Consider the following 14185-nt stretch of genomic DNA (forward strand, 5'->3'; position numbering starts at 1 on the left):
CGTTGTTATTAATCTGGCAGGGTTATCCGTTTTACCTCAGCCAGTTGGTTTTCGCCAGTTCAACAATCTCATCGCCTCGCCCATTGAGAATGGCGCGCAGCATATACAGGCTGAATCCTTTGGCTTGTTCCGCTTTGATCTGCGGCGGCATCGACAATTCTTCTTTGGCAGTGATGGCATCAATCAGCACTGGGCCATCATGGGCAATCGCCTGCTCAAGCACGCTATTAAGCTCCGAGGCTTTTTCAACGCGCATGCCCTTAATGCCACAGGCTGTGGCAATTGCGGCGAAATCCGGGTTTTCCAGGTCAGTTCCATCGGTCAGATAGCCACCGGCTTTCATTTCCATCGCCACGAAACCGAGGACGCTGTTGTTAAAAATCACCAGTTTGACCGGCAATTTCAGTTGGGCGACGGAGATAAAATCGCCCATTAACATGCTGAATCCACCATCACCACACAGCGCTACAACCTGGCGCTGCTTATCAAGCGCCTGGGCGCCCAACGCTTGCGGCATGGCGTTGGCCATCGAACCGTGATTAAACGAGCCGATCAGACGACGTTTGCCATTCATCTTGAGATAGCGCGCGGCCCAAACGGTCGGTGTACCGACGTCGCAGGTAAAAATGGCATCATCGGCGGCATAATGGCTGATTTGCTGCGCCAGATACTGTGGATGAATCGCCTGCTTGTCATTGGCCGTGGCCAGGTCATCGAGGCCTTTGCGGGCATCGACATAATGCTCAAGCGCGCTGTCGAGGTGGTGACGGTCATTCTTGCTGCTGAGCTGGGGCTGCAGCGCCTGTAACGTGGCTTTAATGTCGCCCACCAGCGCCATATCTACGTGGCTGTGGGAACCCAGACTGGCAGGGTTAATATCAATTTGGATAATTTTTGCGTCAGCAGGATAGAACGCCCGATACGGGAACTGCGTGCCCAACAACACTAAGGTGTCGGCGTTCATCATGGCGTGATAGCCCGAGGAGAAGCCTATCAGGCCGGTCATCCCGACATCGTAGGGATTGTCATACTCAATGTGTTCTTTGCCGCGCATGGCATGCACTACCGGCGCTTTCAGCGTTTCAGCCAGTTTTACCACTTCAGCGTGAGCACCTGCGCAGCCGCTACCGCACATCAGCGTGATATTTTTCGCCTCATTAAGCGTCTCGGCCAGGCGAGCAATTTCGCTGGCGTTGGGCACGATATGCGGCAATTGCGGTGGATACCACTCGCTGCGCGCGCCTTCGGGTGCGGGTTTCAATGCCACATCGCCGGGGATGACGATCACTGACACGCCGCGATTGAGGATCGCTTTACGCATCGCAATGCCCAGCACCTGCGGCAGCTGTTCCGGGTTAGACACCAGCTCACAATAGTGGCTGCACTCACGAAACAGTTCTTGCGGATGGGTTTCCTGGAAGTAACCGCTGCCGATTTCACTGGAAGGAATATGTGCGGCAATCGCCAGCACCGGTACATGGTTGCGATGGCAGTCAAACAGACCGTTAATCAGATGCAGGTTGCCTGGACCGCAGGAACCGGCACACACCGCCAGTTCACCGCTGATTTGCGCTTCGGCACCGGCTGCAAAGGCTGCCACTTCTTCATGCCGGGTCGGCATCCATTCGATGGTCCCCATGCGATTGAGGCTGTCACTCAGCCCATTAAGAGAATCGCCGGTGACGCCCCAAATGCGTTTCACACCGGCACTTTCAAGGGTTTTGGCCAGCAGCGCTGCCACAGTTTGCTTCATCGTTCGCTCCTTTCTGGTGTTAGGCCATCCATCCTGATGGCGGAAACGTGTCAGTCAGAAAGCGTAGACGATGGAATGCGTGCGCAGCCGTGAAAAAATGCGCTGTACGCTCAGGCGGAAAACAGCGCGATCAGGATCGGTGCCAGCAGGCTCATGATAAAACCGTGCACAATCGCCGCCGGAACAATCTCCATGCCGCCGGTCCGCTGCAGAATGGGCAAGGTGAAATCCATCGACGTGGCGCCGCTCAGGCCCAGCGTCATGCTGCGCTGACGGCTGATCAGCAGTGGGATCAGCATGATGGTGATTAACTCCCGCAGCAGGTCGTTGAAAAAGGCCGCACTGCCGATCACCGGGCCAAAGGATTCGGTCATCAGGATGCCGGACAGCGAGTACCAACCGAAGCCGCTGGCGAGGGCCAGACCGGTTTTGATCGGCAAATCGAGCCACAGCGCCGCCAGCATGCCACCGATGAGGGCGCTGCACAGTGACACCGCAGCCACCAGCATGCCGCGACGGTTAAGCGTGATCTGACGTAACGACATGCCGCTGCTGCGCAACTGAATGCCCACTAAAAACAACATCAGCATCAGGGCATATTCGCTCACTGTCGAGGCGTGACGCAGCGGTGACCACTGGCTCAATCCCAGCAGAAATCCCCCTAACACAGAACCGCACAACTTGAGTGATTCCAATGCCATATGCAGACGAGAAGGCAGGGCCTGTTGCTTGTGCGTGTGATGCCACGGCACGCGCTTTTCCAACAGCCAAAAGGCCAGCAGTGAACAGGCCAGAATGCACAGCATGCTGATCAAAGCGGTGTGGAAGATGGTCAGCAAATTCGTGCTGAGATTGTCCAGAAATGCCAGGCTGGTGCCCATAAAGAACAGAATGATATACACCAACGCGCTAAGCATGCGGCTACGCCGTGCAGCAAATTGGCACGCCTGATGTGCAGCAAATAGCCGAAAATCAGCGGCAGTAAAATAATGATTAAGCCATACATAGTGAGATTCCATCCGTGGTGGGGGCCGTCACGCTAGCGAAAAACACTTGAAGTGTAAACCTTTTCCCCCTGCCGATAACTTGACCAACTTAACGGCGCAAACCATGCTCAGGCAAAACAGCGAAGGGATAGAAAGATGATTCTGGAACACATCGACATTACCGGGTTTCGCGGTATCAACCAGCTGTCATTGCCGTTGACCGAGACCAACCTGCTGATTGGCGAAAATGCCTGGGGTAAGTCCAGTCTGCTGGACGCGTTAACCTTAATCCTGGCACCCGCTGCCGAACCTTATCAGTTTACTGAAAAGGATTTTCATTTCCCGCCTGGAGAACTGGATGCACGCCTGCGCCAGTTGCAGCTGGTGTTTCGCTTTCGCGCGCAGGAAGACGATGATCTTGCCGTGTTGCAACCCTTCTGGCAGCGGGAAGAGCATGGGCGTTTTATCCGTTTTAGTACCCGAGCACGACGAAATGAACGTGGCGTGAAAACCACCTGGCGTTTTATCGATCAGCATGGCGATGTGTTACCGATGGAGGGCACGGAGGCGGCGCTGGCGCATCTGCGTGCCTACTATCCGGTGCTACGACTGCGCGATGCACGCTTTGGTCGGCGAGGGCGACACAGTGAGCCCGATGGCGAGCGTCGGGCCTCCACGTTGAGTGAGCTGACGCAGGAAGTTGAAAAGTTGACGCGTGATTTAGTGATACGCCCACAAACGCTTAGCGATGAGTTGTTGCGGCAGGGTCTGCACACCATGCAGCAACTGCTGGAACACTATTTCCTCGTGCAGCAACCGGGCAGCAGCGCGGCGCGTATGGCGCCAGAAAGGCGTGATGGCTCTCAGGGCTGGCGTTCGCTAGATAAACTCAATCATCTGATTGCGGGGACCGAATCGCGTAGCCGTCAGGTGATTCTGCTGCGCATGTTCTCGCTGCTGATTCAGGCGCACGGCAATGAAGCATTGCCTGCGGGGGCACATCCATTGTTGCTGGTGGAAGATCCGGAAACGCGGTTGCATCCCATCATGCTGTCGGTGGCGTGGAATTTGTTGGACTTGATGCCGCTGCAGAAAGTCACCACCACCAATTCGGGTGAACTGTTGTCACAGGTGCCGCTGGAGAATATTTGTCGTCTGGTGCGAGAACCCACGCGCGTTGCGGCATGGCGTATTGGTCCGGAAGGGTTGAGCGCCGAGGAGAGCCGGCGCATTGGTTTCCACATCCGCGTGAATCGCCCCTCAGCACTGTTTGCCCGCTGCTGGTTACTGGTCGAGGGCGAAACTGAAGTGTGGATTATCAATGAGCTGGCGCGGCAACGTGGCTATCACTTTGCGGCGGAAGGGGTCAAAGTGATCGAGTTCGCTCAATCGGGTCTGAAACCGCTGTTGAAATTTGCACGGCGCATGGGTATTGCCTGGCACGTGCTGACAGACGGTGACGAAGCGGGCAATAAATATGCTGCGGGCGCGCGCAGCCAGCTGCAAGCGCATGAACAGGAAGGCGATCATCTCACGCAGTTCCCGGCACCTGATATCGAGCATTTTCTTTATAAGCAAGGATTCCGCGATGTTTATCATGAGGTGGCGCACCTGCCGTTAAACGTGCCGATGAATGCGCGGCGTATTATTAGTAAAGCGATTCAACACAGCTCGAAACCTGAGCTGGCGATTGCGGTAGCGATGGCCGCCGCTGAGCGTGGGCCGGAGGCTATTCCGCCGCTGTTGGATCAGCTGTTTGCTCGCGTGATGTGGTTGGCGCGCGGTCGGGCAGATTGAGTGATGGGTTAAATTCGCAAAAGAAAAATGCCAGCATCTGCGGCTGGCATTTTTTTCGGGAGTGGTCAGAATGAATGAAGAGGCGCGTGTCAGGCGACTTGCGCGACTTCACAGGGCACAATCAAGCTGGCGTGATTGCCTTTTGGCCCTTCATGGACATCGAACTGAACCTGCTGGCCGGCCTTCAGCGTTCTGTATCCCTCCATCTGAATCGTGGAGTAGTGCGCGAAGATATCCTCGCCGCCGCCAATCGGACAGATAAAGCCGAAGCCCTTGGCGTTGTTGAACCATTTAACAGTACCCGTCTCCATGCTTTTACTTCCCTCGCAAGACATTTTGAACAGTAGGTGAGGTCATTGAAGCTGTGAGTCGAGTTTGTTTAAAACTCAATCAGCTTGTGTAAGTAGAATGTAGAGAAACGGTCCTTATCGTCAAGCAAACGGCCCTGACGCATGGGGAGAAATTCATCAAAATTTGAGGCAGTTAACGCTATTGCAAATTTTGTGATACAGGTCGCGCATGTGCTTTTAGACCCGTTTTTTCTTTGAGGAAAGGTGGCTTGACAGACATGTTAAACTTAGGAATGGGCGCAGAAATGCGCACAATCGTAACGCAGAATTTCTACGGAACATTATGGCAAACACAAACGACTGGCTTAATTTTGAACATTTAGCCGAAGATAAAGTACGCGAAGGGTTAAAGCCGCCTTCGATGTATAAAGTCATTCTGAATAATGACGATTATACACCTATGGAATTTGTTATTGACGTTCTGCAAAAGTTCTTTTCTTATGATATTGAACGTGCAACGCAGCTGATGTTGAAAGTTCACTACCATGGAAAGGCGATCTGTGGTGTATTCACTGCAGAAGTGGCGGAAACCAAAGTCGTCCAGGTGAACAATTACGCACGAGATAATGAACATCCGTTGCTGTGTACGCTAGAAAAAGCCTGAGCCCGTCTCCATATAGGGGAAAGGTCGTCAGAGCGATAATTGGGGGAGGTGCCAAATGCTCAATCAAGAACTGGAACTCAGTTTAAACATGGCTTTCGCCAGAGCGCGCGAGCACCGTCATGAGTTTATGACCGTCGAGCATCTGTTGCTGGCATTGCTTAGCAACCCGTCGGCCAGAGAGGCATTGGAAGCCTGTACGGTAGATATCGTGGCTCTGCGTCAGGAACTCGAAGCCTTCATCGAACAAACCACTCCGGTGCTGCCGGCCAGTGAAGAAGAGCGCGATACGCAACCGACGCTCAGCTTCCAGCGCGTGTTGCAGCGTGCGGTATTCCATGTCCAGTCATCCGGTCGCAGCGAAGTTGCGGGTGCGAACGTGTTGGTTGCCATCTTTAGCGAGCAGGAGTCGCAAGCGGCTTATCTGCTGCGCAAACACGAAGTGAGCCGCCTTGATGTGGTGAACTTTATCTCCCATGGTACGCGTAAAGACGAACCGGGCCAGCCGCAGAACAATGCGGAGAATCCGGTTAACGAAGAGCAAGCAGGCGGGGAGGAACGTATGGAAAACTTCACCACCAATCTTAATCAGCTTGCTCGTGTCGGCGGAATCGATCCGCTGATCGGCCGCGATAAAGAGCTGGAGCGTGCCATTCAGGTATTGTGCCGTCGTCGTAAGAATAACCCGCTGTTGGTGGGTGAATCGGGCGTCGGTAAAACCGCCATCGCGGAAGGGCTGGCCTGGCGTATTGTGCAGGGTGACGTGCCGGAAGTGATGAAGGATTGCACCATCTACTCACTCGACATCGGTTCGCTGCTTGCCGGTACCAAGTACCGTGGTGATTTTGAAAAACGTTTTAAAGCGCTGTTGAAACAGCTTGAACAAGACACCAGCAGCATTCTGTTCATCGACGAGATCCACACCATTATTGGTGCGGGTGCGGCGTCTGGTGGCCAGGTGGATGCGGCTAACCTGATCAAGCCGTTGCTCTCCGGTGGGAAAATCCGCGTGATGGGTTCTACCACTTATCAGGAGTTCAGCAATATCTTTGAGAAGGACCGTGCGCTGGCGCGTCGTTTCCAGAAGATAGATATCACCGAGCCTTCTGTTGAAGAGACGGTGCAGATCCTTAACGGCCTGAAACCGAAATACGAAGCGCACCACGATGTGCGTTATACCGCGAAAGCGGTGCGTGCTGCGGTTGAGCTGGCGGTGAAATACATCAACGATCGTCACTTGCCGGATAAGGCCATTGACGTCATTGACGAGGCCGGTGCGCGTGCGCGTCTGGTGCCAGTGAGTAAGCGCAAGAAAACCGTCAACGTTTCAGACATCGAAACGGTGGTGGCGCGTATTGCACGTATTCCTGAGCAGAGCGTGTCGGCAACCGATCGCGATACGCTGAAAAACCTCGGTGACCGTCTGAAAATGCTGGTGTTCGGTCAGGACAACGCGATTGAAGCGCTGACTGAAGCAATCAAAATGAGTCGCGCTGGTCTGGGTCAGGATCGTAAACCGGTGGGTTCATTCCTGTTTGCTGGGCCGACCGGTGTTGGTAAAACGGAAGTCACCGTTCAGCTGGCGAAAGCACTGGGCATTGAACTGCTGCGTTTTGATATGTCCGAGTATATGGAGCGTCACACCGTCAGTCGTTTGATTGGTGCGCCTCCAGGCTATGTGGGCTTCGACCAGGGCGGTTTACTCACTGATGCAGTGATCAAGCATCCGCATGCGGTCGTGCTGCTGGATGAAATCGAGAAAGCGCACCCGGATGTCTTTAACCTGCTGCTGCAGGTGATGGATAACGGCATGCTGACCGATAACAATGGCCGTAAAGCGGACTTCCGTAATGTGGTGGTGGTGATGACCACCAACGCCGGGGTGCGTGAAACTGAGCGTAAATCGATTGGTCTGATTCATCAGGACAACAGCACTGATGCAATGGAAGAGATCAAAAAGATCTTTACGCCAGAGTTCCGTAACCGTCTCGACAACATTATCTGGTTCCGTCACCTGGATACCACGGTGATTCATCAGGTCGTTGATAAGTTCATCGTGGAGTTGCAGGCGCAGTTGGATGCGAAAGGCGTGTCACTGGAAGTGAGTGACGATGCCCGTGACTGGCTGGCAGATAAAGGCTATGACAAAGCGATGGGTGCCCGTCCAATGGCGCGTGCCGTTCAGGAAAACCTGAAGAAACCGTTGGCTAACGAGCTGCTGTTTGGTTCATTAGTGGATGGCGGATCAGTCTCGGTGGCGCTGGATAAAGAGAAAAACCAGCTGACCTACCACTTCCTGAGTGCGGAAAAACGTAAAACCGAAGGGACTGTGCACTGATGTGCTGAGTCGTAGATAAGAAAAGGCCGGATGCGAATCCGGCCTTTTTTTTCGCGCTCAGTTACTTGCCACAAACGCGAGATGTGGGCAACAACTTAGCGACTACGGAAGACAATGCGGCCTTTGCTCAGGTCGTACGGGGTCAACTCGACAGTCACTTTGTCGCCCGTCAGGATGCGGATGTAGTTTTTGCGCATTTTACCGGAGATATGAGCGGTAACCACGTGCCCGTTTTCAAGTTCTACGCGGAACATGGTGTTAGGTAACGTATCCAGTACGGTACCTTGCATTTCAATATTGTCTTCTTTGGCCATCGAATCCTCTGGGGTGAACTACCAAACTGTTGAACCGGCAAGATAATGCCGAATTCCATGATTTATGTAAAGAACCGTTGGTGATTTTGCCAACGCTTCGCCGTGCGTCGCGCCATTGCGCGTGCATTACGGAAAAATTCGGGTGTTTATTGACGTCTGCGGGGGATTAGCGGGCTAAGAATCTGTCGCAATCTGCATCGAGTGCATCACTGTGACAGCTTCGGGAAATGGATGAGATTCCCAACCTGGCAATTCCGGCTCGCCACAGCGAAGCGCGGACGACATACCAAACTCGCTTATTGTATCACTTTTGTCGGGAATTGTGTGCAAAACATCTGCGGGGATGGTCAAAAAAGGGTTTGTGTTTGCCAGCAACCGCTCAAAACGGGTTGCCACGCCAGTGTTTGCACATACTGTAAATAATCGACACGCGGGATTTCCAGTGCCCCGAGTGACGCGGTGTGGGGGTTCAGCACCTGGCAATCAATCAAACGCCCTTGATGGACGAGGAAGTGCTGAGAGAACACCCATAGCGCGGTTTTCGACGCATTCTCCTGACGACTAAACATCGACTCACCACAAAAAATCTGCCCGAGCGCTAAGCCGTACATGCCGCCCACCAGTCGATGATCGCTCCAGACTTCAATTGAATGCGCGTGGCCCAGTTCGTATAAACGCAACCAGGCACGCTTCACTTCGAAGGTGATCCAGGTGCCTTCCTGCCTGCCGCTGGCGCATCCTTCCAGCACCTGCGGGAAAGCATGATTCATCGTCACACGATAGGGCGAACGGCGATGAAAACGCGCCATGCTGCGACTGAGGTGGAACGACTCGGGTAACATCACGGCGCGAGGATCGGGCGACCACCACAGAATGGGATCGCCGGGTGAGAACCACGGAAAAATGCCACGCTGATAGGCATTCATCAGGCGGGCAGGGGAGAGATCTCCCCCATCGCCAGCAGTCCGTTGGGCTCGCGTAGCGCCATCTCCGGCGGGGGAAAGTTAAGCGAATCCCGTGAAAGTTGTACCAGTCTCATTGCGTCAATTACCCTTCGGGCTGTTCGCTAAGACTATAGCGCAAAGCGCTGGTGGAAACGCCAATAGCGTCCTGCTTTTGAGATTAATTCGGCGTGGGTGCCGGATTCGCTAATCTGTCCCTGATCCAATACGCAAATACGATCCATCGCCGCCAGGCCACTCAATCGATGCGTCACCATGATCATCGTTTTTCCACGACTCACCTCACGCAACAACGTCAGTATTTGCTGTTCGGTGGTGGCATCAAGCCCTTCGGTGGGTTCATCCAGCAACCATAAATCGCCGTTATGCAGCAGCGCCCGTGCAATGGCGAGGCGACGCAGTTCACCACCGGACAACGGGCGACCACCTTCTCCCATCCAGGCATTGAGCCCTTCATCATGTTCAGCTAAATGGGAGAGCCCCACCTGATGCAATGCGCTACTCAACTGTTCGTCACTGGCCGATGGACACGCCAGTAGCAAATTATCGCGTAGCGTCTGACTAAACAGATGTACGCGCTGAGTGACCACGCTAATGCGTTGACGCAGGCTGGTTTCATCCCACTCAGCGAGGGGAGTGTTATTGAGCCAGATTTCACCCTGCTGCGGCTCCCAGCCGCGCGTGATTAATGACAGCAGGCTTGATTTACCACAGCCGGTGGGGCCGAGCAGCGCCAGATGTTCGCCCTGTTGGAGTTCAAGTGAAAAGTGGCGTAATACCGGCTCCGGGCGTTGCGGGTAGCTAAACGTGAGATTATCCAGCTTTAAACTGATGCCTGAACTGGAAGGAGTGAGGAGGGGGTTAAAATGGATAAGCGGTTCTTGCTCAATGATCTCTTGTACACGCTGTGCCGCGCCGGTCACCTGAGCCAGAGGCAGAAATGCGCCCGCCACCGGGGCCAGTGCTTCAAATGCGGCCAGACCACAGAACACAAAGATTGCGATAAACGCGCCGGGTGAACTGTTTGCCCCCACGCCAGAGGCTGATAGCCAAAGGAGCATGACCACGGTTGTCCCGCTAATTAACAGCAGCAGGCTCTGCGCCAGGCTTGCAGGCGATGTTGACGCTGCTGCGCCTGCTGCCAGGCGATTTCTCCGGCATCCAGCTTATGGCGCCATAATGCCGCTGCGCCATAAATCTGCAGTTCGCCAAGCCCGGTAATCCATTGTGTGAGTTGCAAACGCCAGCTGGCCTGATGCTGCGAAATTTGCTGGCCGGCTGTGGTTCCCAGTCGCCAGAAGAGTGGCGGCATCAGCAAGAGCGTCAGCAGCATGATCCCGCCGAGCATTAGCGCCAGTGGCATATCCAACATCGCTAATCCGCAGGTGACCACAACGATCACCACGGCGGCCCCAATCAGCGGTGAGATCACCCGCAGATAAAGGTGGTCCAGCGTATCAACATCACTGACGAAGCGATTGAGGAGTTCACCCTGGCGGAAGCGCGCCAGTTGTTCGGGTGCCAAAGCGATCAGCTTGCCGAAGGTGAACACCCGCAGATGCTGCAACACCCTGAAGGTGGCATCGTGACTGACTAAACGCTCAAAGTAACGCGATGCAGTGCGGATGATCGCCGCACCACGCACCCCTGCGGGAGGCAGCATATAGTTAAAGCTGTACAGCCCAGCCACGCCGGCCAATGAGGACGCGGCCAGGAACCAACCAGATAGCGTCAGCAAGCCAATGCTGGCCAGCAGGGTAGCGACGGCAAGGATAATACCCAGCCCTAAACGCCAGGGGTGGCGGCTAAACAGGCGCAGAAACGGCCATAAATCTCTCATCAGACAATCTCCTGCTGGCGATGCTTAGCCATGGCACGCAATGGTCCATCCTGAGCCACCAGCTGTTGCCAGTGTCCTTGCTGTACCAATTGTCCCGACTGCATTACCCACACCTCATCCCAACGAGAGAGTTCATCAAGCTGGTGGGTAATCATTAAGGTGGTTTGCTGTGTTGCCGCCTGATTGAGCGCGCGCATCACATGCTGTTCACTTTGGCTGTCCAGTCCTGAACCCGGTTCATCCAGCAACAGCAACTGCGCGGGTTTCAATAGTGCGCGCGCCACGGCCACGCGCTGTGCCTGGCCAACCGACAGGCCAAATGCGCCATCGCCGAGAGGCGTATCCAGGCCTTGTGGCATACGTGTTAAAACTCATCCACTCTGGCTTGCTGCAACGCACGCTGCAGCATTTCCTCATTGGCCTTATTATCGAGCAGTAAATTTTCTCGCAGCGTGGCTGCCGGCAAGTGCGGGTTTTGGCCAACCCATGCCAGATGCTGCTGCCAGTTATCTCGGCTTAAATCCCGTAGCTCATAGCCATTGACGCGTAACGATCCCTGGTAGGGCAGGAAACCGAGCAGCACATTCATCAATGCCGATTTCCCCGCGCCACTTTGACCCACCAGGGCCACACGCTGGCCTGCCGCAAGGGTAAAATTCAGCGGCTGGGATAACAGGTCACCCTTGGGCGAGAGGACTACCAACTCGTGTGCTTCAAGGCTCAGGGGCGTGTCAAAGCGCATCGTAGAGTTGGGTGAAGGTGCGGAGATATCCGGACTCTCAGTCAGGAAGCGCTCCAATGCATCTGCACCGCCTACGGCTTGCGCTTTGGCGTGATAGAAAGTGCCAAGATCGCGCAGCGGCTGGAAAAATTCGGGGGCTAAGATGAGCGCGAGGAATCCGGCAAACAGGGTTACGCCAGTACCGTAATGGCCAAAGTTGAGTTCGCCAAGATACGAAAAGCCGAAATAGACTGCGACCACGGCAATCGCCAGTGAAGCGAAGAATTCCAGCACAGCTGAAGAGAGAAACGCCAGGCGCAGAACTTCCATGGTGCGCTGACGGAAATCGGTGGTACTGGCGGCGACGGCTTGCTGTTCAGCGGCCGCGCGATGGAACAAACGTAATGTTTCTCGGCCACGCAATCGATCATAAAAATCACCGCTCAAACGAGCCAGTGCCAGAAAGTTTCGACGATTTGCCTCGGCGGCTCCCATGCCAACCATCGCCATAAACAGTGGAATCAGCGGTGCGGTAGCCAGCAGAATCAAGCCGGCAGCCCAGTTCACCGGGAAGATGGCAACCAGGATGGCGCACGGGATAAACGCCGCTAATGACATTTGTGGCAAATAACGTGCGTAATACTCCTGCATCTCTTCGATTTGCTCTAAAAGTAAGGTCGCCCAACTCCCCGCAGGTTTGCCCTGAATCCAGGCTGGCCCCAACTCGTTAAGTCGATCCAGTACCTGTTTGCGCAACGCGCGACGTATCGTCACGCCCGCGCGGTAACCTGCCATCTCACGCGCATAGTGCAGCCCGGCGCGCAGTACAAAGCACAGCAACAGCAGCATAAAATCGGTTAATAATGTGCCGCGCGGTTGTTGCGCGACAATCAGATTTTGAAGTAGCGATGCCAGTAACCACGCCTGGGCAATAATCACCAATGCGCCGGCAAAGCCGAACAGAGAGGCTGCACGCAATGCATGCCCGCCGTGAAGTCGTTGCTGTCGAAGCCAGCGGAGAAGATGTTGCTGCCGTGATTTTTCCATGCGAAGCCGTTTGATCACTGATGGAGAGAGGCAAAACCGGATAAAGTGTCCGGAGATATTAAGCGCATGAACTTTAGCATGCAGGCAATAAAAAAGGCGACCAAAACAGGTCGCCTATTAGCAATTATGATCAGCTTATTAACAAGTTACAGATCGGTTTTAACAAGCCCATCCAGGTAGCGTTCTGCATCCAGCGCGGCCATACAACCCGTGCCAGCAGAGGTGATTGCCTGACGATAGATATGGTCCATCACATCGCCGGCAGCGAATACGCCAGGAATGCTGGTTTGCGTCGCATTGCCCTGCAGACCGGACTGAACTTTAATATAGCCATTTTCCAGTGCCAGCTGGCCGTCAAAAATCGCGGTGTTCGGGCTGTGGCCGATAGCGACAAACAAGCCTGCCACTTCAAGCAATTCAGGCTCTTCATCCTTCGTCGACAGCAGTTTTACCCCGGTCACGCCCATCTGATCGCCTACCACTTCTTCCAGCGTGCGGTCAGTGTGCAACACGATATTGCCGTTGCGCACTTTTTCCATCAGCCGATTGATCAGAATTTTTTCTGCGCGGAAGCTATCACGACGGTGAATCAAATGAACTTTCGCCGCGATATTTGCCAGGTAAAGCGCTTCTTCCACCGCGGTATTACCGCCACCGATAACCGCAACTTCCTGGTTACGATAGAAGAAACCGTCACAGGTCGCACAGGCGGAAACGCCTTTACCCTTGAACGCTTCCTCAGAAGGCAGGCCGAGATAGCGTGCGGAGGCGCCGGTCGCAATGATCAGCGCGTCAGCGGTGTATTCACCACTGTCACCCGTTAAACGGAAGGGGCGATTTTGCAAATCTACCGTGTGAATATGGTCGAAAAGGATTTCGGTGTTGAATTTCTCAGCATGCTCTTGCATACGTTCCATCAACGCCGGACCGGTCAGATCGTTCGGGTCGCCTGGCCAGTTCTCAACTTCAGTGGTAGTGGTGAGCTGACCGCCTTTTTCCAGCCCGGTAATCAATACCGGATTCAGGTTAGCGCGCGCGGCATAGACTGCCGCGGTATATCCGGCAGGGCCGGAGCCCAAAATGAGCAGCTTACTGTGTTTGGCCGTACTCATGCGTTCCTCAGTTTTTTTCTGACAACATAGTTTTTGATTGTAGGGAAATTAACGCCGCAAAAAAAGGTTTCAGCAATTTTGTTAACAATCGCTGCAAGCGGCGTAGACGATGAGCGACGTTTTTGCACGCGATTTGCGCCAAAAGGGGGCAATGCTCGGCAATTTCTGGTGCAGCAGTATAAAAATTCTCATTAGAAAACAGCAACCCAGAACTCTATCTGGCATCTTGTACTGAATTTGGATGTTTTACTTTGACAATCGCCTGCTGTTTTGCGAAAACATTACCAGAAGCGGAGAATATTTAGCGGGTCAAAACAGGATTTCATTGCTGTTTTGGGCTTTTTTGCCAAATAAACTCAGTCTG

The 14185-nt window shown here is 54.1% G+C and carries 7 protein-coding genes and 4 pseudogenes; 3 read left to right on the forward strand and 8 right to left on the reverse strand.

Annotation, left to right across the window (positions count from 1 at the left end; all coding sequences use genetic code 11):
* Positions 1 to 31: 31 nt before the first annotated feature.
* Together poxB and HA45_RS08590 are read right to left on the reverse strand one after the other, a co-directional pair.
* Positions 32 to 1753, reverse strand: a complete 1722-nt coding sequence (poxB, locus tag HA45_RS08585) for a ubiquinone-dependent pyruvate dehydrogenase (protein ID WP_100702565.1) — start codon at positions 1751 to 1753, stop codon at positions 32 to 34.
* Positions 1754 to 1863: 110 nt separating this feature from the next.
* Positions 1864 to 2759, reverse strand: a pseudogene (locus HA45_RS08590) (LysO family transporter).
* Between the two features lie 136 nt (positions 2760 to 2895).
* Here HA45_RS08590 and HA45_RS08595 point away from each other — a divergent pair.
* A complete protein-coding gene (locus HA45_RS08595) occupies positions 2896 to 4536 on the forward strand; it encodes an ATP-dependent nuclease (RefSeq protein ID WP_100702567.1) in 1641 nt (546 codons plus the stop codon).
* Between the two features lie 89 nt (positions 4537 to 4625).
* Here the strand turns inward: HA45_RS08595 and cspD are convergent, their stop codons facing one another.
* Entirely contained in the window at positions 4626 to 4847 is a 222-nt protein-coding gene (gene cspD, locus HA45_RS08600) for a cold shock-like protein CspD (protein ID WP_100702568.1), read from the reverse strand.
* Between the two features lie 322 nt (positions 4848 to 5169).
* Here cspD and clpS point away from each other — a divergent pair, with 322 nt between their 5' ends.
* Both clpS and clpA read left to right on the forward strand, forming a co-directional pair.
* Complete coding sequence (gene clpS, locus HA45_RS08605; protein ID WP_100702569.1) at positions 5170 to 5490, forward strand: ATP-dependent Clp protease adapter ClpS; 321 nt, start codon at positions 5170 to 5172, stop codon at positions 5488 to 5490.
* A 55-nt stretch (positions 5491 to 5545) separates the two neighbouring features.
* Positions 5546 to 7825, forward strand: coding sequence for an ATP-dependent Clp protease ATP-binding subunit ClpA (gene clpA, locus HA45_RS08610; protein WP_100702570.1), 2280 nt, complete (start codon positions 5546 to 5548; stop codon positions 7823 to 7825).
* A 95-nt stretch (positions 7826 to 7920) separates the two neighbouring features.
* On the opposite strand, the gene infA is transcribed toward clpA, so the two are convergent.
* The 5 genes and pseudogenes from infA to trxB all read right to left on the reverse strand — a co-directional run bounded on the left by infA (position 7921) and on the right by trxB (position 13821).
* The gene (gene infA / locus HA45_RS08615; RefSeq protein ID WP_002211347.1) at positions 7921 to 8139 is read right to left on the reverse strand and encodes a translation initiation factor IF-1; all 219 of its coding nucleotides are present in this window, start codon (positions 8137 to 8139) and stop codon (positions 7921 to 7923) included.
* 347 nt (positions 8140 to 8486) lie between these two features.
* Positions 8487 to 9178, reverse strand: a pseudogene (gene aat / locus HA45_RS08620) (leucyl/phenylalanyl-tRNA--protein transferase).
* Positions 9179 to 9211: 33 nt separating this feature from the next.
* Positions 9212 to 10941: pseudogene (gene cydC, locus HA45_RS08625) on the reverse strand (heme ABC transporter ATP-binding protein/permease CydC).
* A pseudogene (gene cydD / locus HA45_RS08630) lies at positions 10941 to 12709 on the reverse strand (heme ABC transporter permease/ATP-binding protein CydD). The pseudogenes cydC and cydD overlap by 1 nt, the downstream one beginning before the upstream one ends.
* 146 nt (positions 12710 to 12855) lie before the next feature.
* Positions 12856 to 13821: a thioredoxin-disulfide reductase gene (gene trxB / locus HA45_RS08635; RefSeq protein ID WP_100702574.1), complete on the reverse strand. Its 966-nt coding sequence runs from the start codon at positions 13819 to 13821 to the stop codon at positions 12856 to 12858.
* Positions 13822 to 14185: the final 364 nt, after the last annotated feature.

The organism is Pantoea rodasii (genome assembly GCF_002095465.1).
In the GTDB taxonomy this organism is placed as follows: Bacteria; Pseudomonadota; Gammaproteobacteria; order Enterobacterales; family Enterobacteriaceae; genus Pantoea; species Pantoea rodasii.

Bases quoted from the DNA above. Each gene is read 5' to 3' on its own strand.
- HA45_RS08595 (WP_100702567.1), top strand. From the start codon at position 2,896: ATGATTCTGGAACACATCGACATTACCGGGTTTCGCGGTATCAACCAG.
- trxB (WP_100702574.1), bottom strand. From the start codon at position 13,821: ATGAGTACGGCCAAACACAGTAAGCTGCTCATTTTGGGCTCCGGCCCT.
- infA (WP_002211347.1), bottom strand. From the start codon at position 8,139: ATGGCCAAAGAAGACAATATTGAAATGCAAGGTACCGTACTGGATACG.
- cspD (WP_100702568.1), bottom strand. From the start codon at position 4,847: ATGGAGACGGGTACTGTTAAATGGTTCAACAACGCCAAGGGCTTCGGC.
- poxB (WP_100702565.1), bottom strand. From the start codon at position 1,753: ATGAAGCAAACTGTGGCAGCGCTGCTGGCCAAAACCCTTGAAAGTGCC.
- clpS (WP_100702569.1), top strand. From the start codon at position 5,170: ATGGCAAACACAAACGACTGGCTTAATTTTGAACATTTAGCCGAAGAT.
- clpA (WP_100702570.1), top strand. From the start codon at position 5,546: ATGCTCAATCAAGAACTGGAACTCAGTTTAAACATGGCTTTCGCCAGA.